Annotated in this window: 21 protein-coding genes; 11 read left to right on the top strand and 10 right to left on the bottom strand. The window is 66.3% G+C overall.

What is annotated here, in order from left to right:
- The first annotated feature begins 82 nt into the window (after positions 1-82).
- Genes KSS90_RS15915 through KSS90_RS15895 form a run of 5 tightly spaced genes read left to right on the top strand, consistent with a single transcriptional unit; the run spans position 83 to position 4521 of the window.
- On the top strand, positions 83-643 hold the full coding sequence (locus KSS90_RS15915) for a carboxymuconolactone decarboxylase family protein (protein WP_217866346.1): 561 nt from the start codon (positions 83-85) through the stop codon (positions 641-643).
- Positions 644-691: 48 nt separating this feature from the next.
- Complete coding sequence (locus tag KSS90_RS15910) at positions 692-1756, top strand: acyl-CoA dehydrogenase family protein (RefSeq protein WP_217866345.1); 1065 nt, start codon at positions 692-694, stop codon at positions 1754-1756.
- A complete protein-coding gene (locus tag KSS90_RS15905; protein WP_217866344.1) occupies positions 1753-2574 on the top strand; it encodes an ABC transporter ATP-binding protein in 822 nt (273 codons plus the stop codon). Before KSS90_RS15910 ends, KSS90_RS15905 begins: the two co-directional genes overlap by 4 nt.
- Complete coding sequence (locus tag KSS90_RS15900) at positions 2561-3766, top strand: ABC transporter substrate-binding protein (RefSeq protein ID WP_217866343.1); 1206 nt, start codon at positions 2561-2563, stop codon at positions 3764-3766. Before KSS90_RS15905 ends, KSS90_RS15900 begins: the two co-directional genes overlap by 14 nt.
- Positions 3766-4521 carry an ABC transporter permease gene (locus KSS90_RS15895; protein WP_217866342.1) on the top strand — a complete coding sequence of 252 codons (756 nt, stop codon included), beginning with the start codon at positions 3766-3768 and terminating at the stop codon, positions 4519-4521. The genes KSS90_RS15900 and KSS90_RS15895 overlap by 1 nt, the downstream gene beginning before the upstream one ends.
- 86 nt (positions 4522-4607) lie before the next feature.
- On the opposite strand, the gene KSS90_RS15890 is transcribed toward KSS90_RS15895, so the two are convergent.
- The 3 genes from KSS90_RS15890 to KSS90_RS15880 form a co-directional block, all read right to left on the bottom strand.
- Positions 4608-6776 (bottom strand): TonB-dependent siderophore receptor, encoded by a 2169-nt coding sequence (locus KSS90_RS15890; protein WP_217866341.1) that lies wholly within the window; start codon positions 6774-6776, stop codon positions 4608-4610.
- Positions 6777-6925: 149 nt separating this feature from the next.
- On the bottom strand, positions 6926-7768 hold the full coding sequence (locus KSS90_RS15885; protein WP_217866340.1) for a TIGR03915 family putative DNA repair protein: 843 nt from the start codon (positions 7766-7768) through the stop codon (positions 6926-6928).
- The gene (locus KSS90_RS15880; RefSeq protein ID WP_046855067.1) at positions 7765-8985 is read right to left on the bottom strand and encodes a putative DNA modification/repair radical SAM protein; all 1221 of its coding nucleotides are present in this window, start codon (positions 8983-8985) and stop codon (positions 7765-7767) included. The genes KSS90_RS15885 and KSS90_RS15880 overlap by 4 nt, the downstream gene beginning before the upstream one ends.
- Positions 8986-9511: 526 nt before the next feature.
- On the opposite strand from KSS90_RS15880, the gene KSS90_RS15875 reads away from it, so the two are divergent.
- The 3 genes from KSS90_RS15875 to KSS90_RS15865 are packed head-to-tail and all read left to right on the top strand — an operon-like array spanning position 9512 to position 15142.
- The gene (locus KSS90_RS15875; protein ID WP_217866339.1) at positions 9512-10726 is read left to right on the top strand and encodes a TolC family protein; all 1215 of its coding nucleotides are present in this window, start codon (positions 9512-9514) and stop codon (positions 10724-10726) included.
- A gap of 57 nt (positions 10727-10783) precedes the next feature.
- Positions 10784-11980 (top strand): efflux RND transporter periplasmic adaptor subunit, encoded by a 1197-nt coding sequence (locus KSS90_RS15870; protein ID WP_217866338.1) that lies wholly within the window; start codon positions 10784-10786, stop codon positions 11978-11980.
- A 15-nt stretch (positions 11981-11995) separates the two neighbouring features.
- Entirely contained in the window at positions 11996-15142 is a 3147-nt protein-coding gene (locus tag KSS90_RS15865) for a CusA/CzcA family heavy metal efflux RND transporter (protein WP_217866337.1), read from the top strand.
- A 73-nt stretch (positions 15143-15215) separates the two neighbouring features.
- Here KSS90_RS15865 and KSS90_RS15860 read toward each other — a convergent pair whose 3' ends face one another.
- From KSS90_RS15860 to KSS90_RS15835, 6 genes are all read right to left on the bottom strand, one after another.
- Positions 15216-15704 carry an HvfX family Cu-binding RiPP maturation protein gene (locus KSS90_RS15860; protein WP_217866336.1) on the bottom strand — a complete coding sequence of 163 codons (489 nt, stop codon included), beginning with the start codon at positions 15702-15704 and terminating at the stop codon, positions 15216-15218.
- A 16-nt stretch (positions 15705-15720) separates the two neighbouring features.
- Positions 15721-16344 (bottom strand): ferric reductase-like transmembrane domain-containing protein, encoded by a 624-nt coding sequence (locus KSS90_RS15855; RefSeq protein WP_217866335.1) that lies wholly within the window; start codon positions 16342-16344, stop codon positions 15721-15723.
- A gap of 128 nt (positions 16345-16472) precedes the next feature.
- Complete coding sequence (locus KSS90_RS15850; protein ID WP_217869808.1) at positions 16473-17138, bottom strand: sel1 repeat family protein; 666 nt, start codon at positions 17136-17138, stop codon at positions 16473-16475.
- 167 nt (positions 17139-17305) lie between these two features.
- A complete protein-coding gene (locus KSS90_RS15845; RefSeq protein ID WP_225933091.1) occupies positions 17306-18406 on the bottom strand; it encodes a hypothetical protein in 1101 nt (366 codons plus the stop codon).
- A 26-nt stretch (positions 18407-18432) separates the two neighbouring features.
- Positions 18433-19065 carry a LysE family translocator gene (locus KSS90_RS15840; RefSeq protein ID WP_217866334.1) on the bottom strand — a complete coding sequence of 211 codons (633 nt, stop codon included), beginning with the start codon at positions 19063-19065 and terminating at the stop codon, positions 18433-18435.
- A gap of 2 nt (positions 19066-19067) precedes the next feature.
- The gene (locus tag KSS90_RS15835) at positions 19068-19844 is read right to left on the bottom strand and encodes a YqcI/YcgG family protein (protein WP_217866333.1); all 777 of its coding nucleotides are present in this window, start codon (positions 19842-19844) and stop codon (positions 19068-19070) included.
- 171 nt (positions 19845-20015) lie between these two features.
- Between KSS90_RS15835 and KSS90_RS15830 the strand changes: the two genes are divergently transcribed.
- Complete coding sequence (locus KSS90_RS15830) at positions 20016-20936, top strand: LysR substrate-binding domain-containing protein (protein WP_217866332.1); 921 nt, start codon at positions 20016-20018, stop codon at positions 20934-20936.
- Here KSS90_RS15830 and KSS90_RS15825 read toward each other — a convergent pair.
- Positions 20917-21828 carry a LysR family transcriptional regulator gene (locus tag KSS90_RS15825; protein WP_217866331.1) on the bottom strand — a complete coding sequence of 304 codons (912 nt, stop codon included), beginning with the start codon at positions 21826-21828 and terminating at the stop codon, positions 20917-20919. The genes KSS90_RS15830 and KSS90_RS15825 overlap by 20 nt on opposite strands.
- Before the next feature lie 114 nt (positions 21829-21942).
- Here KSS90_RS15825 and KSS90_RS15820 point away from each other — a divergent pair, with 114 nt between their 5' ends.
- On the top strand, positions 21943-23148 hold the full coding sequence (locus tag KSS90_RS15820) for an MFS transporter (protein ID WP_217866330.1): 1206 nt from the start codon (positions 21943-21945) through the stop codon (positions 23146-23148).
- Between the two features lie 93 nt (positions 23149-23241).
- Positions 23242-25608: a DNA polymerase II gene (locus KSS90_RS15815; RefSeq protein WP_217866329.1), complete on the top strand. Its 2367-nt coding sequence runs from the start codon at positions 23242-23244 to the stop codon at positions 25606-25608.
- Positions 25609-25667 lie beyond the last annotated feature (59 nt).

Here is a 25667-nt window from a genome sequence, read left to right as displayed (position 1 = left end):
CAAGGAAAGGCGACTGATGAATATGGATGCTACTTCTTATAACCAACAGACTGTAGCGACCTACATCAAAGGAGACCACTCCATGTCCGCGCGCATCACTCTACACAGCCTGCAGACCGCTCCGGAAGCCGCCCGCCCGTTCCTCGAGAACGCACAGAAGAACTCAGGCTTCATTCCCAACCTGCTGGGCATCCTGGCCAATGCCCCGGCGGCGCTGGAAACCTACGTCACCGTCTCGGCGCTCAACGGCAAGTCCGAGCTGACCCTGGCCGAGCGCGAAGTGGTGCAGCTGATCGCCGCCACCCAGCACGGCTGCGATTTCTGCGTCGCCGGCCACACTGCGGTGGCGCTGAACAAGGCCAAGCTGCCCCAGGAAGTGGTCGATGCCCTGCGCGCCCGCGGCGAGTTGCCCGACGCTCGCTACGAGACCCTGGCCGCCTTCGCCCGTGAAGTGATCGCCACCCGCGGCAACGTCGGCGACGCCACCTACCAGGCCTTCCGTGACGCCGGTTTCAGCGAAGGCAACGCGCTGGAAGTGATTCTCGGTATCAGCCTCGCAACCCTGTGCAACTTTGCTAATGTGTTCGCCCAGACGCCGCTCAACGACGAGCTCGGCAAATACCGCTGGCAGCCTTCGGCCTGACCGAGGCCCGATGCCGGCGCGTCCGGCGTTTCACAAGGAGTTAGGGACATGCTTGACCATGCATTTCGACAATGGCTGGATGCCAATGCCGAGGCCATCGACCAGGGCCAGTGCGATCCGCACCTGGTGCTTGCGCAGATCGCCGAGTCGCAGTTGCTGCGCATCGGCGTCGACCCGGCCCTGGGCGGCACGGGCGGCGACGTCAGCGAGGCGGTCGAGGCCATCGCCGCCATCGCCAGCCGTTCGCTGGCCGCGGCGTTCGTCTGCTGGGGCCAGCGCGCCTTCATCGAATACCTGCTGCAAAGCCCCAACCGGGCACTGTGCGAGCGGCTGATGCCCGACCTGCTCAAGGGCGAGCTGGCCGGTGCTACTGGCCTGTCCAACGCCATGAAGTTCCTTTCCGGCATCGAAGCCTTGCAGGTGCGTGGTCGCCCTGCGGTCGACGGCTGGAGCCTGGAAGGCCGTCTGCATTGGGTCACCAATCTGCGCAAGTGCGGCTTCGTGGTGGCGGCGGCCATCGAGGATGACGTTGGCGGCGCACCGTTCGTGGTCGCCATTCCCTCGAATGCAGCGGGCCTGGAGCGCTCCGAGGACTTGCAACTGATGGGCCTACAGTCGAGCAATACTGCGGCGCTGGCGTTCCACCAGGTGCCGCTGGCCCGCGACTGGCTGCTGCATGACAACGCCCGCGAGTTCCTGCCCAAGGTGCGCCCGGCGTTCCTGGCGCTGCAGTGCGGCATGGCCATCGGTCTGGCCCGGCGAGCGTTGGATGAAGTGCAGGAGCATCTGCAAGGCCGTGGCTCGTTCCTCGAAGAGGCTCGCCAGGTGCTCAAGGAGCGCCTGGAGAATACCGTCGGCGAGCTCAAGCAGGGCCTGCTCGACGGGCGCTTCCAGGGCCAACCGGCCGCCTTGTTCAAGTTGCGCATCACCCTCGCCGAATGCGCCGCCGACGCTGTGCAACTGGAGCTTCAGGCCAGCGGTGGCAAGGCTTATCTCACGGCCTATGGCGAAGGTTTCGCCCGGCGATGGCGCGAGTCGGCGTTCGTGCCGATCGTCACCCCGAGCCTGGTGCAGCTGCGCGCCGAACTGCAACGCCAGGCGGCCAGCGCATGACCGAGGTGCTGCTCGAAGCCCGTGACATCAGCCTGGGCTACCCGCGCGACGGTGGCTGGCAGGCGGTGCTGGAGCAGTTCGACCTGGCGCTGGCGCCGGGCGAGGTGGTGACCATCCTTGGCCCCAGCGGGGTCGGCAAGTCCAGCCTGTTGCGCGTGCTGGCCGGGCTGCAGCAGCCCCGTGGCGGCAGCGTGCAGCTGCGCGGCGAGCCGCTGCAGGGGCCGCACCCGCGCCTGGCGGTGGCGTTCCAGGACCCGAGCCTGCTGCCCTGGCTGAGCCTGGAGAAGAACGTCGCCTTCGGCCTCGACTTTGCCCGCCAGCCCAAGCTGGCGGCGGCCGAGCGGCGCACACGCATCGACCACGCCATCGACGCGGTGGGCCTGGCCCATGCCCGCGGGCAGTACCCGGCGCAGTTGTCCGGCGGCATGGCCCAGCGCACCGCGCTGGCCCGCTGCCTGGCGCGCCAGCCCGAGGTGCTGTTGCTGGACGAGCCGTTCGGCGCGCTGGACGAGGTGACCCGCGCCGACATGCAGCAACTGCTGCTGCAACTGATCGCCACCCACAATACTGCCGCCGTGCTGATCACCCACGATATCGACGAAGCCTTGCTGCTGTCCGATCGCGTGCTGCTACTGGGCAACCACCCGGCGCGCACCCTCGGCCAGTGGCACATCGACCTGCCGCAGCCCCGCGCGCATCGGGTCGAGGAGCTGGGCGCGCTGCGTATCGAAATCCTCAAGACCCTTCGGCGGGCAAGCCGCACAGCCGAAACCACCCCATCCCCCTTGCCCTCGGAGGCTGTCCATGTGCATGGATGACTGCTGTTCCACCACGTCCCGTCGCGATTTTCTCAAACTCAGCGCCATGCTCACCGCCGCCGGCGCCGTGCCCTTGCTGTCGAGCCTGCAGGCGCGCGCCGCCGCCGAGCCGGACGCGCCGGTACGCATCGGCTACCTGCCGATCACCGATGCCACGCCACTGCTGGTGGCGCACAACAACGGCCTGTTCGAGGCCGAGGGCATCAAGGCCGAGCGCCCGGTGCTGCTGCGCAGTTGGGCCCAGGTGATCGAGGCGTTCATCTCCGGGCAGGTCAACGTCATCCACCTGCTGTCGCCGATGACCGTGTGGGCGCGCTACGGCAGCAAGGTGCCAGCCAAGGTCGTGGCCTGGAACCACGTCGGCGGCTCGGGCCTGACCGTGGCCCCGGACATCACCGACATGAAGCAGCTCGGCGGCAAGACCGTGGCCATTCCGTTCTGGTACTCGATCCACAACGTGGTGCTGCAGCAGATGCTCACCGACAACGGCCTCAAGCCCGTGTCCAAGCCCGCCACCGCGCAGCTGGCGGACAACGAAGTCAACCTGCTGGTGCTGCCGCCTTCGGACATGCCGCCGGCCCTGGCCAGCAAGCGCATCGCCGGCTACATCGTCGCCGAACCGTTCAACGCCCTGGCCGAGAACCTCAAGGTCGGCCGCGTGCAGCGCTTCACCGGTGACGTCTGGCGCAACCACGCCTGCTGCGTGGTGTTCATGCACGAGCATGATCTGAACAATCGCCCGGAGTGGTCGCAGAAGGTGGTCAACGCCATCGTCAAGGCCCAGCACTGGACCCGTGAGCACCGTGCCGAGGCCGCGGCGTTGCTGTCCAAGGCCGGCCCTAACAAGTACACCCCGCACGAACCTGCGGTGCTGACCAAGGTGCTGGCGCCATCGGTCGATGACCGTGCTGGTTACATTGCCAGCGGCGCGATCCAGCACCAGCAGTGGGACGAGAAGCGCATCGACTTCCAGCCTTACCCGTTCCCCAGCTACACCGAGGAACTGGTCAAGCGCCTGAAGAACACCCTGATCGTCGGCGAGAGCGATTTCCTTGCCGCCCTCGACCCGGCTCAGACCGCGCGCGACCTGGTGGACGATCGCTTCGTGCGCAACGCCATTGCCGCGGTGGGTGGCCCGGCGGCGTTCGGCATCGCCGAGAACTTCCAGCGTAGCGAGGAGTTCGCGGTCTGATGCGCAGGCATTTCATGCATGGCGCCCTGGGCCTGGCGGGCCTGGCGGCGCTGCTGTTGCTGTGGTGGGCGGGGGTGCGCCTGTTCGGCGCCGCCGATGGCCTGTCGGCGCGCTTCGCGCCTCAGGCCACGCTGCAAAGCCTGATCGAGCTGCTGGGGCAGGGCGAGGTCTACGGGCATATCTGGGTGAGCCTCGAGCGCATCCTCGTCGGCCTGCTGCTGGCGCTGCTGATCGGTGTGCCGCTGGGCCTGCTGGTGGGCAGCTATCGCCACCTGGAGGCGGCGACCACGCCGGCGTTCCAGTTCCTGCGCATGATCTCGCCGCTGTCGTGGATGCCGGTGGTGGTGATGCTGATGGGCGTGGGCGACCAGCCGATCTACTTCCTGCTGGCCTTCGCCGCGCTGTGGCCGATCCTGCTCAACACCGCCGCCGGGGTGCGCCAGCTCGACCCGCGCTGGCTGCAGTTGAGCCGCAGCCTCAGCGCCACGCGCTGGGAGACGTTGTGCAAGGTGATCATCCCCGGGGTGATCGGCCATGTGCTGACCGGCGTGCGCCTGGCCATCGGCATCCTGTGGATCGTGCTGGTGCCGTGCGAAATGCTCGGGGTGAGTGCCGGGCTTGGCTATTTCATCCTCGACACCCGCGACCGGCTGGCCTATTCGGAGCTGATGGCGATGGTGCTGCTGATCGGCGCACTGGGGTTCATGCTCGATGCCTTGGCGCGGGCGCTGCATCGACGCTGGGTGCATGCCTGAAGGAGGAGGGCGCGCCTAGCGACCCCTGGCGCCCACAAGACCCGTGTTCAATCGCGGTATCAAGCGCATCCCTGCGCCTGAGCGGGTCAGAAGCTGTACTTGGCGGTCAGCATCAGGTTGCGCGGATCGCCAAAGGTGTCGCCCCCGTAGTTCACCGAGCTGGAAATCGACGAGTAGTACTTCCTGTCGAACACGTTGTTGGCATTGAGCTGCAGGTCCAGGTGCTGGTTGACCGCGTAGCCGGCCATCAGGTCGGTCACCGCGTAGGCACCTTGCTCGAGGCGGTAGCGGCTGCCGTCGGCCACGCTGAAATCGTTGTACATGCGGCTCTGCCAGGTGATGCCGCCACCGACGCGCAGTTTTTCCAGCGGGCCCTGGAAGCGGTAGGTGGTGAACAGCTTGAGCTGGTGCTCGGGGGTGTCGGACGATAGTGGCTTGTTGACCTTGGCAGGATTCTTGGCGTCCTTGGTGGTGTGTACGCGGGCGTAGGTATAGCCGGCGCCGATCTGCCATTGCTCGGTCAGCGCACCTTGCACCTCGAAGTCGATACCCTGGCTGCGCACTTCGCCGGAGGCTTCGTAGCAGGTGAACTGGCCCGCTCGGCAGACGCTTTTGTCGGCCACCTCGACCGCGCGGTTTTCCTGGTCGATGCGGAACACGGCAAGGCTGGCATTGAGCGCGCCATCGAAGTATTCACCCTTGATGCCTACCTCGTAGTTCTTGCCTTCGATCGGCCGCACCGGCGTGCCGCTGCTGTCCTGGCTGTCCTGTGGCTGGAAGATGTCGGTATAGCTGGTGTAGACCGAGTGGTGTTCGTCCAGTTCGTAGATCAGGCCGGCATAGCGGGTGACGTTGCGGGTCACTTTGTAGTCGCCTTCGTTGCTGCCGCGCTGGTCGTAGTCGTACCAGTCCAGGCGCCCGCCGAGGATCAGCTTGAGCGGATCGGCCAGGCTCAGGCGGGTGGTGGTGTACACGCCTTCCTGGTTGATCAGGTAGCGACTGCTGCTGGTGTGCAGGAAGTTGGGCTTGCCGCCGTCGATGGGGTAGTCCATGTCGTAGGGGCTGTAGTTGCGCTCGCTCATGTCGTAGATGCGCTTGCTGGCGCCTACCACCAGCTCGTGGGTGCGGCCGAAGGCCTCGAACGGGCCGCTGGCGAAGGTGTCCAGGCCCAGCTGGTTCTCGTCGTGGGCCGACTGGTAGACCGTCCGGCTCAGCGGCTGGGTCAGGTCCCAGCGCGATTGGTAGGAGCCGCGGAACAGCGCGTTCTGCTCGCTGTAGGTGGCGTTGACCTGCAGCTTCCAGTCATTGGCCAGGCGCTGGCGCACCTCGGCGAACAGGGTATTGATCTCCTGGTCCTTGACTTCCCAGTCGGTGGCCGGGTTGTAGGAGCGCGGCAGGTCCAGGTGATGGCCGTCGAGGGCGCTGGGGATCGAGCCCCAGAACACATTGGTCTTGTCCTTCTGGTGGGAGAGGCCGAGGGTGAGGGTGGTGTCCTCGCCCAGATCGGCCTCGGTCACCGCGTAGAACAGCCCGTGGTCTTCCTGCTGGCCGTCACGGAAGCCGTTGGCATCCCGATATGAGGCCACCACGCGGCCACGCAGGGTGCCGCTGTCGTTGAGCGGGCTGGAGGCGTCCAGTTCGCCGCGGTAGTTGTCCCAGCTGCCGGCGGCGCCGGTGAGGGTGACTTTCTGCTCTGCCAGTGGGCGCTTGCGTACCAGGTTGATCGCCGCCGAGGGCGTGCCGGAGCCAGTGACCAGGCCGGTGGCGCCGCGCACCACTTCCACCCGGTCGAACATCGCCAGGTTCGGTTGGGCGCCGACCACCCAGCCGGTGTAGGCGCTGGGGATGCCGTCGTACATGATGTTGTCGACGTCGAAGCCACGGGCCTTGTAGGTCTGCCGGCCCGGGCCGTTGGACTGGTTGAGGAACAGGCCCGGGGTGTACCTGGCGACGTCGTTGATGCTGGTCATGCCCTGGTCGTCCATGCGCTGGCGGGTGATCACCGTCACCGCCTGGGGCGTCTCGCGCATGGTCAGCGGCAGCTTGGTGGCGGTGGACATGGCGCCGGTGGTGTACGACTTCGACCCCTCGGTGGTGCTGCCCAGGCTGCTGTCGTCGATGGCCGTGGCGCCCAGCTCGATCACGGCGGGGGCCTGTTCGGCTGCCAGCGCGGGGGTGAGGGTCGCCATGCAGATGGCCATGGCCAGCAGGTTGCGGGTGGGCGCGAAACGGTGGGGCGAGGGGAGCGATGACATGCCGAGCTTTATCCTTATTACTAGTGCTTATGAGAACGATTAGCAATAAGTATGTCGGGATTGCCTGATCAAGAACAGGCCGCATGCATTGAAAATGATGAAATTTTCACATTTTCTATTCGAATGGATTGTTTCGCCCACAGCCGTACCTATCGGTCGGTGCCACCTGCGCCAATCCGTTTACCTTGTTTTTGCCCAATTTCCAGCGCCTGGCCGTCGCGTTGTTTGCCGTGCCGTGCTTGGCCCACCAGCTCGGGGATCAGCGGTCCCTCGGGCAGATGACGCCAGAAGCGTCCGGGCAGATGCTGGCGTAGCGCGCCGGGGTTCAATCGCGCGGGGTTGAAGGTGTGCCGGTAGTAGGCCAGCCATAGTTCGGCCCCGGGGTCGTCGGCGTTGCGCGCCCATTGCCGCCAGTCTTCCGGGCACTGGCGGCGATAGTCCAGTTGCGCGCCGTCGTAGCGGATGCCGTCGTGGGGCGTCGCTATCAGCCAGCGCTGGCGGCCCAAGCGTTCGGCGAAGTGCGCGCTGGCGCTGTCGAGGATGTCATGCGCGGGTTCGTGGTAGGCCACCAAGTCCAGTTGCAACTGCTTGGCCAGCGCCTCGGGCAGTGGCACGAAGCGCACGAAGGCATGCAGGTGATGAGCCTCGCGGCCGACCTGACGGATGCGCCGTTGCAGTTCACTGCCCAGGCGGTCGCCGGCCAGCATCGCGGTGCGATCGCCATGGGCGACGCGCCACAGCACCTCGTACAACAGGTTCCAGCGCTGCTCGCCGCGGTAGCGCCCAGCCTGTTCCAGCTGGGCCAGCAGCGCCGCCGGCACGCGGGCGTGGAACGGGCCGGGGCCTGCGGGCAGGGGCGTGGGCACGGCCAGCAAGTCATCCATCCAGGTCTGGCCCCAGGTCACCGTGGCCGGGTCGATGCCGTGGCCGAGCAGTTGCCGGGCCTGGTCGCGCCAGGTGGCGAAGTCATCGCCGCAATCCAGCGCGATCATCCCCACAGCCCCATCTGCACGGGCGCCTGGGGTTCACGCAGGCGGGCGCGCAGCAGGCCGCTGCGCAGCTCGGCCTGGGCCGGGCGGTAGTCACTGGTGACGATGAACGGGCGTGCCTTCTCCAGCACGCAACGCAACTGGATCAGGTCGTCGTAGCGGATGCGCCGCTCCCGGCGTAGGGCGACCAGGCGCTGCACGCTGCGCAGACCGATACCGGGTATGCGCGCTAGCAACGCCGGTTCGGCGCGGTTGACGTCGAGCGGGAAGACCTCGCGGTTGGCCAGCGCCCAGGCCAGCTTGGGGTCGATGTCCAGGGCCAGGTTGCCGGCCTCGCCCAGCAGTTCGCCGGCCTTGTAGCCGTAGCCGCGCAGCAGGAAGTCAGCCTGGTACAGGCGGTGTTCGCGCAGCAGCGGCGGGGCGGCCAGGGGCACGCTGGAGGGGCTGTCGGGGATCGGGCTGAAGGCGGAGTAATAGACACGTTTGAGCCCATAGCCTTGGTACAGCGACTCGGCGTTGCGCAGCAAGGTACTGTCGTCGGTGGCGTCGGCGCCGACGATCACCTGGGTGCTCTGCCCGGCGGGGGTGAAGCGTGGCGCCCGCGGCTCGCCGGCGACCGCCTGCTGGCCGTGGTGGATCACGCCCATGGCCTGGCGGATGGTGCTGGCGCGCTTTTCTGGGGCCAGGCGCTGAAGGCTGGCGTCGGTGGGCAGTTCGATGTTCACGCTCAACCGGTCGGCCAGGCGCCCGGCTTCCTCGATCAGCAGCGGGTCGGCGTCGGGAATGGTCTTGAGGTGGATATAGCCACGAAAGGCGTGTTCTTCGCGCAGCAGGCGCGCCACCCGGATCAGTTGCTCCATGGTGTAGTCGGCTGAGCGGATGATGCCTGAGCTGAGGAACAGGCCGCTGATGCAGTTGCGCCGGTAGAAGTCCAGGGTCAGGCGCACCACCTCTTCGGGGCTGAAGCGTGCTCGGGGCACGTTGCTCGAGCGGCGGTTGACGCAGTATTGGCAATCGTACAGACAGAAGTTGGTGAGCAGCACCTTGAGCAGCGACACGCAGCGGCCATCGGGGGTGTAGCTGTGGCAGATGCCCATGCCATCGGTGGCGCCGAGGCCGTCGCGGCCGCGCGAGCTACGCTTGGGCGCGCCGCTGCTGGCGCAGGACGCGTCGTACTTGGCGGCGTCGGCGAGGATGCCGAGTTTGGCGATGAGTTGCATGGGGTGGTCCGCTGAATACTGAATATTCATACAGTATTTCGGGATTGGTCTGCTGGCAAGTCTTTGCGGTTGGTTGTGATTGCGTGATGGCGCGAAGTGCCTGGCGAAAGAGTTGCAGCGCCTAGGAGATCGAGCGCCGCCCGCGCGGCGCATCGCGGATGAATCCGCTCCTACATTTGTTGCAACGTGGCCATGCCTGATAGGCCATGGTTGTAAGCCTTTCGCGCTCGCCGCGATGTTTCGGTGGGCATTACTGCTGCCCCACCTGTCTCAAGACCTGCGCCAAGGCTGGCAACCATGGCCTGACAGGTTCGGTACGTTGCAACAAACGTAGGAGCGGATTCATCCGCGATGCGCCGCGCGGGCGGCGCTCGATCTGACAGGCGCTGAAACTCTACCGGCGAACTCCTCGAGTGGCTTTCCCTTGATTACAGAATTGTAATCTTCACGCCACCCCCCAGATAACCAAAGCTTCCTAAAGTCCCTCGCCAACGCTTTCCGCCGCTTTTCGACGAGGACTTCCGCCGTGCCCATCCCCCGTAAGATCGCCTTGCTCTGCCTGTTGCTGGCCGGCCCTGCCGGCGCCGAGGGCCTGAGCCTGGACCAGGCGCTCGACGCCGCCTTTGCCCAGAACCCGGACTTCGCCGCCATCGGTCGCGAAATCGGCATCGCCGAAGGCGAGCGCCGTCAGGCCGGGCTGATCCCCAATCCTGAGTTGTCCTGGGAGGTCGAGGACACACGCCGCGACACCAGCACCACCACCGTGACCCTTAGCCAGGCCCTGGAGCTGGGCGGCAAGCGCGGCGCACGGATCGAGGTCGCCGAGGCTGGCCAGGCGATCGCCCGCCTGGAGCTCGAGCGTCAACGCAACAGCCTGCGCGCCGACGTCATCCAGGCCTTCCACGCCGCCTTGCGGGCGCAGACTGCGCTGGAGCTGGCGCAGCAATCGCAGGCGCTGACCGAACGTGGCCTTCGGGTGGTGGAAGGGCGGGTGCGTGCAGGCCAATCCTCGCCGGTGGAGGCCACGCGCGCCCAGATTCAGTTGGCCCAGGCCGAGGCGGCGGTGCGCCGGACGCGGACCGAGCGTACGGTGGCCAACCAATCCCTGGCGCGGCTGACGGGCAGCGCCGAGACCCGTTTTGACCGGCTCGACGCCACCTCACTCTCGCCAGGCCCCGCACCTCAGGCCGAACGCCTGCTGGCCTCGGTCGAGCAGACCGCCGAATGGCGCCTGGCGGTGGCACAGATAGAGCGCGGCGACGCCAGCCTCGGTTCCGAGAAGGCCCAGCGCATCCCCAACCTGACCGTAAGCCTGGGCAGCCAGTACAGCCGCGAGGAACGTGAGCGGGTGAATGTGGTGGGGCTGTCCATGCCGCTGCCGCTGTTCGATCGCAATCAGGGCAACGTGCTGGCCGCCGCTCGCCGCGCCGACCAGGCCCGCGATCTGCGCAATGCCGTCGAGCTGCGCTTGCGCAGCGAAACCCGCAGCGCCCTGGACCAGTGGGGCACGGCCATGGGCGAGGTGCAGGCCTATGACCGCACCATCCTGCCTGCCGCTCAGCAGGCGGTGGAAACCGCCACCCGAGGTTTCGAGATGGGCAAGTTCGCCTTCCTCGATGTGCTCGATGCGCAGCGCACCCTGATCGAGGCGCGGGGCCTGTATCTCCAAGCGTTGGCCCTGGCGACCGATGCGCGGGCGCAGGTGGAACGCATCTACGGCGAGCTTCCGACGGGGCTCTGAACGAGGGCTGCCGCGCAGCCGGCGATCTGACAGACGACATTTCAAGCAGGAGCCACAATGACCAACCCACGCAAGCTCGCCATCCTCGCCGCTGCCCTGGCCGTTCTCGGCCTTGGCGGCGCCGCCTGGACCGGCACCCTCGGCAAGGCTGCCAACAGTCAGGCCCAGCACGACGAGCATGGCGAAGATGACCATGCCCACACCGAAGAAAATGAAGCAGGTCATGCAGAGGAGGAAGGCCAACTGCACCTGACCGCCGAGCAGATCCAGGCCGCCGGCGTGCAACTGACCACCGCCGGCCCGCGCACCCTGGGCGCTGCCATCAGCTTCCCCGGCGAGATCCGATTCGACGAGGACCGCACCGCCCACGTGGTACCAAGGGTTCCCGGCGTGGTCGAGTCGGTGCAGGCCGAGCTGGGCCAGGCGGTCAAGCGCGGCCAGGTGCTGGCAGTGATCGCCAGCCAGCAGATATCCGAGCTGCGCAGCGAGCAGCAGGCCGCGCAGCGGCGCCTGGAGCTGGCGCGGCTGACTTTCGAACGCGAAAAGCAGTTATGGCAGGAGCGCATCAGCGCCGAGCAGGACTACCAGCTGGCCCGTCAGGCGCTGCAGGAAGCCGAGATCGCCGCCGCCAACGCAGGGCAGAAGGTCTCTGCGGTGGCGCCGGCCGGCAAGGGCAACCGCTACGAGCTGCGCGCGCCATTTGACGCGGTGGTGGTGGAAAAGCACCTGACCGTGGGCGAGGTGGTGGACGAGACCAGCAATGCCTTCACGCTCTCTGACCTGAGTAGGGTCTGGGCCACCTTCGCCGTTGCACCGCGCGACCTGGACAAAGTGGTCAGTGGCCGTGGCGTCACCGTCAGCGCGCCGGACCTCGGCGCTCAGGTGGAGGGCAAGGTCAACTACGTCGGCAGTCTGCTCGGCGAGCAGAACCGCGCCGCCACCGTGCGCGCGACCCTGAGCAACCCCAATGGCGCCTGGCGCCCCGGGTTGTTCGTCAACATCGCGGTGACCGTCGAGCGCTTCGACGCCGCCGTGGTGGTGCCGGAAAGCGCCCTGCAGACCTGGGAGGAGCAGACCGTGGTGTTCGCCCGCACCGATGAGGGGTTCGAGGCCCGCCCAGTCAAGCCCGGCCGGCGTGACGCCGGCCAGGTGGAGATCCGTGAAGGCTTGGCCGCGGGCACCGAGGTGGCTGCCGCCGGTAGCTTCGTCCTCAAGTCCGAGCTGGGCAAAGGCTCGGCCGAACACAGCCACTGACCGGGGACGCCTTCCATGTTCGAACGTCTGATTCAATTCGCCATCGAGCAGCGCCTGGTGGTGATGCTCGCCGTGGTGCTGATGGCCGCCGTGGGCATCCACAGCTACCAGAAGCTGCCCATCGACGCCGTGCCCGACATCACCAACGTGCAGGTGCAGATCAACACCGCGGCACCCGGCTACTCGCCCCTGGAGACCGAGCAGCGCATCACCTTCGCCATCGAGACCTCCATGGCCGGGTTGCCGGGCTTGAAGCAGACCCGTTCGCTGTCGCGTTCGGGATTGTCGCAGGTGACCGTGATTTTCGATGACGGCACCGATATCTTCTTCGCCCGGCAACTGGTCAACGAGCGCCTACAGGTAGCCCGCGAGCAGTTGCCCGAGGGCATCGAGGCGACCATGGGGCCGATCTCCACTGGCCTTGGCGAGATCTTCCTGTGGACGGTCGAGGCCAAGGAGGGCGCCTTGAAGGACGATGGCACGCCCTACACCGCGACCGACCTGCGGGTGATCCAGGACTGGATCATCAAGCCGCAGTTGCGCAACGTGCCGGGCGTGGCCGAGGTCAACAGCATCGGCGGCCACGCCAAGCAGTACCTGATCGCCCCGGATCCCAAGCGCCTGGCAGCCTACAAGCTGACCCTCAACGACCTAATCGCCGCCCTGGAGCGCAACAACGCCAACGTCGGCGCCGGCTATATCGAACGCAACGGCGAGCAATTGCTGATCCGCGCCCCGGGCCAGGTGGCTTCGGCCGAAGACATTGCCAGCATCGTCATCTCCAGTGTCGACGGCACGCCGATCCGCGTCAGCCATGTGGCCCAGGTGGGCCTGGGCCAGGAGCTGCGCTCCGGAGCCGCCACCGAGAACGGTCGGGAAGTGGTGCTGGGCACGGTATTCATGCTGATTGGCGAGAACAGCCGCACGGTGTCCCAGGCGGTGGCGGCCAAGCTTGAGGAGATCAACCGCAGCCTGCCCAAGGGTGTGGTGGCGATCACCGTGTACGACCGCACCAACCTGGTCGAGAAGGCCATCGCCACGGTGAAGAAGAACCTTGTCGAAGGCGCGATTCTGGTCATCGCCGTGCTGTTCCTGTTCTTGGGTAACATCCGCGCGGCGTTGATTACCGCCATGGTCATTCCGCTGTCGATGTTGTTCACCTTTACCGGCATGTTCAGCAACAAGGTCAGTGCCAACCTGATGAGCCTGGGCGCACTGGACTTCGGCATCATCGTCGACGGCGCGGTGGTGATCGTCGAGAACGCCATCCGCCGCCTGGCCCATGCCCAGCAGCATCATGGCCGCATGCTGACCCGTTCCGAGCGCTTCCACGAAGTGTTCGCCGCCGCCCGCGAGGCGCGCCGGCCGTTGATCTACGGTCAGTTGATCATCATGGTGGTGTACCTGCCGATCTTTGCCCTGACCGGGGTCGAGGGCAAGATGTTCCACCCCATGGCCTTCACCGTGGTGATGGCGTTGCTGGGGGCGATGATCCTCTCGGTGACCTTCGTCCCGGCGGCCCTAGCGCTGTTCGTTACCGGCAAGGTGAAGGAAGAGGAGGGCGTGGTCATGCGTACCGCCCGCCGCCGTTATGCCCCGGTGCTGGAGTGGGTGCTGGGCCGGCGCAACCTGGCCTTCGCCGGTGCCGCCACCCTGGTGCTGCTGTCTGGCGTGCTGGCCAGCCGCATGGGCAGCGAGTTCATCCCCAGCCTCAGTGAAGGCGACTTCGCCCTGCAGGCCCTGCGCGTGCCGGGCACCAGCTTGTCGCAGTCGGTGGACATGCAGCAGCGCCTGGAGAAGACCATCATCGAGCGGGTGCCAGAAGTCGAGCGAGTGTTCGCCCGCACCGGCACCGCCGAAATCGCCTCCGACCCGATGCCGCCGAACATTTCCGACGCCTACGTGATGCTCAAACCGCGCGAACAGTGGCCCGATCAGAGCAAGTCCCGCGATGCGCTGATCGCCGAGGTACAGCAGGCGGCGGCGAGCGTGCCGGGCAGCAACTACGAGCTGTCGCAGCCGATTCAGCTGCGCTTCAACGAGCTGATTTCCGGAGTGCGCAGCGATGTGGCGGTGAAGGTCTTCGGCGATGACATGGAAGTGCTCAACCGCACCGCCGCGCAGATCGCCGCTAGCCTGCTGCAAGTGCCGGGGGCGTCCGAGGTGAAGGTCGAACAGACTACTGGCCTACCGGTGCTGACCATCGACATCGACCGCGACAAGGCCGCCCGCCACGGCCTGAACGTAGGCGATGTGCAGGATGCCATCGCCATCGCCGTGGGAGGCCGTACCGCCGGCACCCTGTACGAAGGCGATCGCCGCTTCGACATGGTGGTGCGCCTGTCCGAGGCACTGCGCACCGATGTCGACGGCTTGTCGAGCTTGCTCATCCCGGTGCCCGCCAGTGCCGCTGCCGGCGCCACGCAGATCGGCTTCATCCCGCTGTCCCAGGTGGCCACGCTGAACCTGCAACTGGGGCCCAACCAGATCAGCCGCGAGGACGGCAAGCGCGTGGTGGTGGTCAGTGCCAACGTGCGCGGGCGGGACTTGGGGTCGTTCGTCGACGACGCATCGCAGGCGCTGATCGAGCAGGTGCAAATTCCACCGGGCTACTGGACCCGCTGGGGCGGCCAGTTCGAGCAGTTGCAATCGGCGGCCGAGCGCCTGCGCGTGGTGGTGCCGGTGTCGTTGCTGCTGGTCATGGCCTTGTTGCTGATGATGTTCAACAACCTCAAGGACGGTCTGCTGGTGTTCACCGGGATTCCTTTCGCCCTGACCGGTGGCGTGCTGGCGCTGTGGCTGCGGGATATCCCGCTGTCGATTTCGGCGGGCGTGGGCTTTATCGCGTTGTCCGGCGTGGCGGTGCTCAACGGCCTGGTGATGATCGCCTTCATCCGCAACCTGCGCGAGGAGGGCCGGGGGTTGCGTGCCGCAGTGGAGGAGGGCGCGTTGACCCGCCTGCGGCCGGTGTTGATGACTGCACTGGTGGCGTCGCTGGGCTTCATCCCGATGGCCTTGGCCACCGGTACCGGTGCCGAGGTGCAGCGGCCGCTGGCGACGGTGGTGATCGGCGGGATCCTGTCGTCGACGGCGCTGACCTTGCTGGTGCTACCGGCGTTGTATCAGTGGGCGCACCGGCGCGATGAGGCCGAGACCGTGTGACCCCCTATCGCGGGGCAAGCCCGCTCCTACGAGGTGAATGCCTGCGTGGGAGCGGGCTTGCCCCGCGATGCTTTTAACGCCGACGCCACAGCCAGTGATCCAGGCTCAACCTTCCAGCGCCCTTCAGCAATAGCGGCAGCAACGCCACCAGATAGATCAGCGGCAGTTTGAAATTGCCGAACCCCTGGTCGCTGATCGCATACCCCCGCCCCAGTTCCGCCAGGCTCGACCACTGGCTTGGCCAATGCACCGCCGCGATCGCCACCACGGTCACCACCATCAGCACCGCCGAGGCCAGGCGGGTGCCGAGGCCGAGCAGCAGGAGCAGCGGGCAGAGCAGCTCAGCCCACATCGACAGTTGCCAGTTCAGGCCTGCCGGCAGCAGGTCGAATGGGAAGGGGAAACTGCCTTGCAGATCGGCGAACCAGTTGCTGCCGTTGAATTTCTCCAGGCCTGATTCGAAGAACTCCCAGGCCAGGAACAGGCGCAACGGCAGGTCGGCGCTCCAGCTTCCGGCACGGTCGAGGGCCAGGAAGGGGCGGGTCAGAGTGGTCGTCAACATGATGAACTCCTTGTGGTCAGTGCGACAGCGCAGGCGCGGCCCGGCGCGCACGTTGGACCTGCTTGGCGATGAGTTTGAGGGCGATGGCGGCGACTATCAGGGCGAACGCCAGGGGATACCAACCGCCCATGGGGATGCGCTTGTAGAACGACAGGCAGAACACTGCTGCCAGCACCCAGGTCCCGGTGCTGTGCAGGCCCTTCCACAGGCGTGGGCCGAGCAGGCGCATCGGTGCCTTGAACGAAGTCAGGCTCAGCAGCAGGATGAACAGGTAGCCCACCGAGCCCGGAATGTTCGCCAGCGTGCTGCGTCCGGCCCAGAACAGCTCCGGGTAGCGCTGCGCATACAGGTAGATCAGCACGCCATGGACCGTATGCGAGAAGGCGAAGGCCAAGCCCAGGTAGCGCCGCTCTCGGAGCAACTGGCGGCTGGGCGGGCCGGGCAGTAGGGTGACCAGCGTCGAGGCAAGGAAGGTCAGCAGGAACAGCGCGAAGGAGCTGCGCGCTGTGGCGCGGATGGCGCTGCGCAGGCCGTCGACACCCAGCGGATGAGTGGCGAGGACCAGGGCGGTCATCAACAGGATCAGGGCCGCGAGGGTGTGGAACAGCTTCCAGCCAGCGGGCAGTGGCAAAGCTTTCATCAGCAGGGTTCCCGGCGTACTTGGCGACGGCGGGTTGCCGTCGCGCTGTGCTGGCGGCAAGTCTGTGCTGGCTGGGTATCGACAGTGTGTCGAGGGAGGCGGGGTTATGTATCGCTGTGTAGCGGTGCTTAGCGATTACTGGTCAGGCGTTGCTGCGCAGTCGCGCAGCCGTTGATCTCCACTGCCTTCTGCAGAAAGGCCTGGCGCTGGCGAGGGTCGAGCTCGCCCAGCAGCCGGTAGATCTCGGCTTGATAGTCGCGCTGGCGCCCCCACTGCAGCTGCAGGCCTTGTGGCCTGCTGCGGTTGCAGGCCAGGCGCGTGGCCGGCTGCGGATAGTAGGCGGCATACAGCGTGGCCATGCTGGGTACTGCCTCCAGGGCCTGACGGTAGGCAGGGCTGGCATTGTAGGGTATGCACCAGTGGGCGATGGCCAACGCGGGGGGAGCGAAGCCTTGCTTGAGGCTGGCTTCGAGCAATGGGCAGGCGGCCTCGGCGATCTGGTTGGCTGGCAAATAGGTGGTGTAGTACAGCGCCAGGCGGTACTGGGCCACCGGGTGGCCGAGGGCGACGGATTTCTTCAGCAGCGCCACGGCCGTGGGCAGTGTGTGCGCCATGGCCTGGCCCTGGCGGCTGAGCTCGGGGTCGCCAACGGCGGTGCGCAGCGGGCTGGCGCTGTCGTCCTGGTTGTCGGCCTGTTCCAGCAGGGGCAGTGCCTGGCGGTACAGCAGGTCGGCATGGGGATCGATGTTCACTTCCAGGGCCTGGGCACCGACGGCGGCCAGCAGCAACGGCATCGCCACGGCCAGGCTGGCGCGATGGCTGCGGCCCTGACGGCGGGCCGGAAACGAAGGGACGGCTGGGATGGTCATGGCAGTTACGCGGTTGCCTCGGGCAAATCAGGAGCGACGACAGCGTATTCTATCCATCCGCACCCCTTCCCCGAAAGCCCGGCGTACGGCCATCAGACCAGCTTGATCGGCGCGACCTTGCGCAGGGCCTGTCTTTCCTGGGCCAGCCCCAGCTTGGCGGTGATCACCTTGGCCAGTGCGTTGTTGCCCAGGTCGTTGAAGTGCAGGCGGTCGACGAACAGGTGTTCGCTGAAGACCGGCGAGCTGCTGAGCATGCTGTTCATGTCATAGCACGGCACCGGCTCGGCCTGGTTCTTGATACGGCGGAAGAAAGCCATATGCAGTTGGCTGTCGAAGGTGTCGCCGAGCAGGCGATCGAAATTCGACGGCTGGCGCTCGAGCTCGCCGAGCATGGCCTGTTCGGCGCTGGGCACGACCTCGCGGCACCAGGGCAGCAGCGGCTGGAGGATGAAGGTGAGGGTGGTGTGGCCGTCGGCCAGCAGGCGGTCCCATTGGCGCAGGGTGCGGCCGACGCAATCGGCGGCGCGGATCAAGCGCTTGTCGGGGCTGGACAGCGGCTCGATATCCGGCCAGCGCGGCGCCCGGGCGGGAACCAGGACTTGGCCCAGGCGCTGCCAGAGCGATTCGCGGCGTGCCTCGCCGGTGGCTTGCACCCCTTCGTTGAACCGGTTGAGAAAGTCCTGGTAGGCCTGCGCCCGGTGCGGGTCCTGGGCGCCGGCCAGAACCTCGGCCAGGGCCTCCTGGGCCAGAGAGTTGAGGCCGCTTAGCACCACCACATGGCCGATCTGGCCGAAACGATGCTGGTGGGTGAGGAACATCAGCAGCTCCTGGGTGGCATTGAGCCCGCAACCGGCGAGACTCAGCCAGATCTCGCCGGTCAGCATCGACAGGTACGAGGCCACGGTGTGCTCGTCGGAGCTGGCGCCGATGCCCATGGCGGTGGAGCCGCCCACCAGCAGGTTGACTCGCGCGGCGCCGCCGCGCTCGGCCACCGAGAAACGCTTGCCCGCGCAGTGGCTGTAGCGCATGCCCAGGGCGTCGGTGTTGATGGTGCCGGAACGGTAGCCGCGCTCATGCACGTAAAGCGTGTGCGGGGCTCTGCGGCTGCCCAGTTGCAGGAAACGCTGGTAATCCTCTGCCAGAGGGTCGGGGGCGCCCATGCTGCCGGGGGTGTCGCTGTCGATCGGTGTCATGGGCGCTCCTTCTTGTGAGAGCAGGCTCAGGCGGCCAGCTCCTTGAGGTTGTAGGCCAGGCCGACGGCGGCGATCAGCAGCAGGGCAACGCCCGAGGCCAGGCTGATCAGGCGGTTGCTGCGCGGCGAGGCGATCTTGCCGATGGCGAAGATGTAAAGGCTGAGCACGGCGAAATCGATGGCGATCCATAGCAGCGACAGCACCACCATGCTTTTGCCGAACGACTCGGTGATCTGGATGAACTGCGGGAAGAAGGCGATGAAGAAGATGATGTCCTTCGGATTGGAGATGCCGACCATGAAACCCTGCAGCAGGCCGCCACGGCCCGGCTGTACGCCGGTTGCGGCCTGGGTGGCGTCCTCGGCCGGGGTCTGCAGCACCTCGCGCAGGGTGCCCAGGGCGATGTAGCCAATGAACAGGCAGCCCAGCAGGCTCATGGCGCTGAGCCAGGTCTTGTCGATCGCCGCGCTGGTCAGGATGATCCAGGCGGCCGCGCCGATCAGCACCAGTGACGCCCAGTTGGTGCCGACGGCGGTGAACAGGGCCTTGCGCGAGCCCGAAGCGGCGGCGGTGTTGACGATCAGGGCCACCACCGGGCCGGGGGTGGCGATCAGCAGCAGGACGGTGAGGGCGTAGGTGGCGGTCAGTGCGGTATTCACGATCAGTTCTCGGTGAGGGTTGCAGCGGTTGCGTGGGCATGGAACGGGCAGCGCGCCGGGCCCGGCGTACCGGGCTCCTGCAGTTGGTACTGCTTCCATTCGAAGTTGTCGTCCTGGCCGAAGAAGCCCAGGGTCTCGGGCATCACCCCGTCGTTGTAGTGGCGGACTCGTTCGCGAATGCGTGCGCGGATGCGCTGGCCGCTTTCGGTGTTGGCGCTGGCCACCTCGTCGAAGCTCTCCCGCGGGTTGATGACGAAGGCGATGTGCTTGCCCAGGTTGCGGCTTTTCATCAGGCGATGGGCTGGGAAGCTCATGTTGATGAACAGCGGCATGCCGGCGAAGCAGAACGACCAGCGTGCGTCGTGCGGATCCTGCGGGACGTCCTCGGGCCACGGCAGCGGATCGCGGGCATGGACCTCGCGCAGCACCTCCCAGGCCAACGCCTGCTGCGCCTCGAGCGAGCTATCGGAAGCCGTTTCGAGAAACACCAGCAGCGGGTTGCCGATACGCTGCTTGAGCGGGATCGGTCCGATGGTGGCGATGTAGTCCGCCAGGCCGCGGGCGATATCGTCGGCCAATTGCGCGGCGCGGGCGAAGACGATATGGCAGGTACGCGCCGTGACCGCCTTGCGTCCGAACAGACACGGGAAGTCAGGGTTGGCCAGGGTTTCCTTGAAGTGTTCTATGGTCTTGTGTGTCCAGTGGTGTCGGTTCTGGACATGTTCATCGGCAAGCTCTAGCGCATCCAGGCGATAGCAGATTCCATAACCCGTAAACATGATTTCCCCAGGTAGATCCGAATGCAGCGTTAATAGAACTTTTCCGTCATATCCATGCGGGTTGGTTATATATAATTGTTATTTACCGGCATTTTCGAAGATGGGTCATGCGTTGTAAAACGCCTGGTTCTATGACCTACTATTAGCTTCACTCATGCTCTGGAAGGCGCCATGTCGGAACGGATTCAAGCCTTGCACGCCCTGCGGGCCTTCGAAGTGGCCTCGCGCTATGGCTCTTTCACCCGCGCGGCCCAGGAATTGGCCCTCACCCAAGGCGCGGTCAGCCACCACATCAAGACCCTTGAAGCCCTGTTTGGCTGCGACTTGTTCGAGCGCCGCGGCCCCAAGTTGCGCCTGACCGAGCACGGCCGTCTGCTGGCCCAGGAGCTCAAGGTCGGCTTCAAGATCATCGAGAACGCTTGTGCGCTACTGCGCCAGGACCGTTACGGTGTGCGGCTCAAGTCGCCGTCCACACTCACCGTACGCTGGCTGCTCAGGGCCCTGGACGGCTTCAAGAAGGTCGACAACAGCTATTCGGTGCAACTGTCCAGCGTGTGGATGGATATCGATGCCGTGGACTTCTATTCCGAGCCCTACGACTGCGCCATTCTGTTGGGCAACGGGCGCTTCCCGGCAGATGTGGAGAGCCTCAAGCTGTTCGATGAATGGCTGATCCCGGTGTGCCACCCGAACTACCTCGAGCAGGCCCGGCCGGAGCTGTCGGTGCTCTCCAGTTGCGAATTCCTCCACCCCTCGCCGGACCGCCGCGACTGGCGGCGTTGGCTGGCGCGCATGGACGCGTTGGACATCAGCATCGACCAGGGCCAGGTGTTCGACACCCTCGACCAGGGCATTTCTGCCGCCCAGCAAGGGCTGGGTATCTCGGTGGTCGACCTGGTGCTGGCCAGCGCCGATCTCGCCGCCGGCAATCTGGTCACACCCTTCCCCCATGCCGTGGCCACCGGCGACGGCTATTACATGACCTGGCTCAAGGCCAGCCCCAAGGCCCACCAGATGCATAAGCTGCGCGACTACCTGGTGGCGCAGGTTCCGCCGCTTTCGCACAAGGACATCAGCTACCTGTACGGCTGAGGTCGGTGGCCGGTAGCACCCGTTCGAGCATGAAGTCGATGAACACCCGCAGCTTGGGCGGCATCTGCCGCCCCGAGGGCCACAGCAGGTAGAAGCTGCCGCGCCGCTCCATGAAACTGTCGAGCACACTGGCCAGATTGCCGGCCGCCAGCTCCTTGCGCACGCTGAAATCCGGCAGGCAGGTGATGCCGCGGTGGTTGAGGGCGAAACAGATGCGTGTCTCGACATGGTTGCAGACCATCGAGATCGGGATGGCGTAATCCTGTTCGGGATGTTCCCGGCGTAGCGGCCAGGTTTCCAGCTTGCCGCTGCTGGGGAAGCGGTAGTGCAGGCAACTGTGTCCCACCAGCTCGCGGGGATGTTGCGGCGTGCCACGTTCGCGCAGGTACTCGGGGGAGGCCACCAGGCGATGCTGGAAGTGCCCAAGGAACTTGGCGTTCAGCCGTGAATCCAGCGGCTGGCCGCCGCGCATCACCACATCGAAACCTTCGCCGACGATATCCACCATGCGGTCGCTGAAGTCCAGGTCCAGTTCGATTTCCGGGTAGCGCGCCATGAACTCGGCCAGCGCCGGCATCACCAGCCCGGTCACCTGCGGCAGGCTCACCCGCAGGCGCCCGCGCGGCGCTGTGCTGGCATGGGACAGCGCCTGCTCCGTGGCTTCGATCTCGGCCAGGATGCGCCGGCTGCGCTCGAGGAACAGCGTGCCCTCGGCGGTCAGGGTGATGCTGCGCGTGCTGCGGTGGAACAGGCGCACCCCCAGTCGCTCCTCCAGCCGGGCCACGCGCTTGCCCACGGCTGACGCGCTGATCCCCAACGATTGGCCGGCGGCGACGAAGCTGCGAGCTTCGGCGACCCGGATGAAGACCATGAAGCCACTGAGGCTGTCCATGCTGCGCTCCGATTGCGGACATTGATGTCCTGACTGAGTGGAATTGTACCCGGCTTTTTCCGCAATCCCCCAGCGGCGCAAGATGCCTGCCTGTTCGACAAACCGGAGACCATCATGCATTCACCTTCCCCGGCAGCCTGCGCCGGCGCATCCCCCGCCAGCGCCACGCGCCTGCCCCTGAGCGGCTTGCTGGCGCTGGCCCTGACCGGCTTCATCGCCATCCTCAGCGAAACCCTGCCGGCCGGCCTGCTCGACCAGATCGCCGACGGCATGCAGATCAGCCAGGCCATGGCCGGGCAATGGGTCACGGCCTACGCCTTGGGTTCGTTGCTCACGGCCATCCCGCTGGTGACCCTGACCCAAGGCTGGTGGCGCCGTCGGGCACTGCTGCTGGCCATTGGCGGCTTCATCCTGTTCAACGGGCTGACCGCGGTGTCCTCGGACAACATGCTCTCCTTGCTCCTGCGCTTTTGCACCGGTGCCGCCGCCGGCCTGGCCTGGGGCCTGATCGCCGGCCATGCGCGGCGTATGGTGGCGCCGGCCCAGCAGGGCAAGGCCATGGCAGTGGCGATGCTGGGGCAGCCCATCGCCTTGTCGCTGGGCTTGCCTATCGGTACCTGGCTGGGGGCATTGATGGGATGGCGGGCAACCTTCGCGATGGTGACCCTGGCCGCATTGCTGCTGGCCGGTTGGGTGCTGCGGGCGGTGCCGGATTTTCCCGGCCAGGCCGCCGGCAGGCGGCCCGCGGCGCTGACGGTGCTGCGCACCCCGGGCGTGGCGCGGGTGCTGCTGGTGATCCTGGCGTGGATACTTGGCCATAACATTCTCTACACCTACATCGTGCCGTTGCTCGCCGCGGTGGGCATGGCCGACGCGGTGGGCCAGGTGCTGATGACCTTCGGCCTGGCCTCGCTGGCCGGCATTGCCCTGGTCGGCCTGGGGATCGATCGGCATCTGCGCGGATTGGTGCTGTTGTGCCTGGCCGGCTTCGCCCTGGCGACCCTGGCGCTGGGGCAGGTGCAAGGCGCACCCTGGTTGGTGCATGTCAGCGTGGCGTTGTGGGGGCTGACCTACGGCGGCGCGCCGACGCTGCTGCAAACGGCCTGCGCCGATGCGGCGGGCGAGGGCGGCGACGTGGCGCAGTCGATGCTGGTGACCGTGTGGAACAGCGCCATCGCCCTGGGTGGCATCATCGGCGGGCTGTTGCTGGTGGGCGTCGGGGTCGGGGCGTTTGGCGCGGTAGTGCTGGCACTGGTGGGGTTGGCATGGTTGCTGGTGCTGGGCGGACGCCGAGCCGGGTTCGCCGCTGGCGCCCGTTAGCCCGACGTCCGTATCCGCGAAGCAGCATTTCTGACGGCAGGACAGTTACAATCAGCGGGTGCGAACAAAGCAGCGATCCGAGGTTCCCCCGCAGTGCAATTGCAACAAGGCTTCGTCCTGACCCGCCACTGGCATGACACGCCCGAAGGCACCTGCGTGGAGTTCTGGCTAGCCACCGACCAGGGGCCCCGGCGCGTGCGCCTGGCGCCGCAGCCCTCGGTGGCTTTCCTGCCCGCCGCCCAGGCCGAACACGCCAGGTTGCTGCTGGCCGAGGAGCAGGGGGTCGAACTCAAGCCGCTGCAACTGCGCGACTTCGATCTGCGCCCGGTGATGGGCCTGTACTGCCGTCAGCACCGTCAGTCGATCGCTTTGGAAAAGCGCCTGCGCGGCGCCGGCGTCGAGGTGTTCGAAGCCGATATCCGCCCGCCGGAGCGCTACCTGATGGAGCGCTTCATCACCGCACCAGTGCGTTTCGATGGCCGCGCCGACGACCAAGGCACCTTGCTCGATGCCCAGCTCAAGCCCGACCCCGACTACCGCCCGGCTTTACGCTTGGTGTCGCTGGATATCGAGACCAGCGAGCGTGGCGAGCTGTACAGCATTGCCCTGGAAGGCTGCGGTCAGCGTCAGGTCTATATGCTGGGCCCGGCCAACGGCGAGGCCGGCGATCTGGATTTCGACCTGCATTACTGCGGCGACCGCGCCGAACTGATCACTTGCCTAAACCAGTGGCTGGCCCGCCACGACCCCGATGCGATCATCGGTTGGAACCTGGTGCAGTTCGATCTGCGCCTGCTGCACGAACATGCCCAGCGTCTTAAGGTGCCGCTGTGCCTGGGCCGCGACGGCGCGCCGATGCAACTGCGCGAGCACGGCAGCCGCAGCCATTTCTTCGCCGAGGCACCCGGACGGTTGTTGATCGACGGTATCGAAGCCTTGCGTTCGGCGACCTGGAGTTTCCCCTCGTTCAGCCTGGAAAGCGTCGCGCAACAGTTGCTCGGCGAGGGCAAGGCCATCGATACGCCGTATCAGCGCATGGACGAGATCAACCGCCGGTTCGCCGAGGACAAGCCGGCCCTGGCCCGCTACAACCTCAAGGATTGCGAACTGGTCACGCGGATCTTCGCCCATACCCGGCTGCTCGAGTTCCTGCTCGAACGCGCATCGGTCACCGGCCTTGCCGTGGACCGCAGCGGCGGTTCGGTGGCCGCGTTCTGTCACCTGTACATCCCGCACATGCATCGCTTGGGTTATGTCGCGCCCAACCTGGGCAGTGTCGAGGGCGAAGCCAGCCCGGGCGGTTTCGTCATGGATTCGCGGCCCGGCCTGTACGATTCGGTGCTGGTGCTCGACTACAAGAGCCTGTATCCCTCGATCATCCGCACCTTCCTGATCGACCCGGTGGGTCTGGTCGAAGGCCTGCGTCAACCGGACGACACACATTCGGTGGAGGGCTTTCGCGGCGGGCGTTTCTCGCGCAGCCAGCATTGCCTGCCGGCGATCGTCGAACGGGTGTGGCAGGGCCGCGAGGCAGCCAAGCGTGACGGCAACGCGCCGCTATCGCAGGCGCTGAAGATCATCATGAATGCCTTCTACGGTGTGCTCGGTTCCAGCGGCTGCCGCTTCTTCGACCCGCGCCTGGCCTCGTCGATCACCCTGCGTGGACACCAGATCATGCGCCAGACCCGGGCGCTGATCGAAGCCCGTGGTTTCGATGTGATCTACGGCGACACCGACTCCACCTTCGTCTGGCTCAAGGGCGCCCACGACGAGGCGGCGGCGGCGCGCATCGGCCACGCGCTGGTGGCCGAGGTCAACCAGTGGTGGCGCCGCCACCTGCTGGAAACCATGGGCCTGGAAAGCGCCCTTGAGCTGCAGTTCGAAACCCATTACCGGCGCTTTCTGATGCCCACCATCCGCGGCACCGATGAAGGCAGCAAGAAGCGCTATGCCGGCCTGGTGCAGCGTGCCGATGGTGGTGATGACATGGTCTTCAAGGGGCTGGAATCGGTGCGCACCGACTGGTCGCCGCTGGCCCGGCAGTTCCAGCAGGAGCTCTACGGACGCGTGTTTCGTGGGCAGCCTTATCGCGAATACCTGCAGGGCTATGTGCAGCGGACCTTGGCCGGCAAACAGGATGAGTTGCTGGTCTATCGCAAACGTCTGCGCCGGCCGCTGGCGGACTATACGCGCAACGTGCCGCCGCATGTGCGTGCTGCGCGTATGGCGGACGACTACAACCGCCGCCTCGGTCGACCCGTCCAGTACCAGAACGGTGGCTGGATCAGCTACGTGATGACCACGTCCGGGCCCGAGCCTATGGAGAGCCTGTGTTCGCCGATCGACTACGACCACTATCTGGGCAAGCAACTGCAGCCGGTGGCGGATGCGATCTTGCCGTTCGTGTTGTCGCGCACCCTCGACCTGCGCAACCTCGGCCAGTTGGCATTCGACTTCTGAACCGCGGCAGGTGTTAGCCGGCTAGAGCCGCGGCATCGCGTTCTGCCCCTAGCCTCGTG

It is taken from the genome of Pseudomonas maumuensis (assembly GCF_019139675.1).
In the GTDB taxonomy this organism is placed as follows: Bacteria; Pseudomonadota; Gammaproteobacteria; order Pseudomonadales; family Pseudomonadaceae; genus Aquipseudomonas; species Aquipseudomonas maumuensis.
The sequence above is the reverse complement of the archived record's forward strand: the minus strand, read 5'-3'. Positions and strand labels throughout refer to the sequence as shown.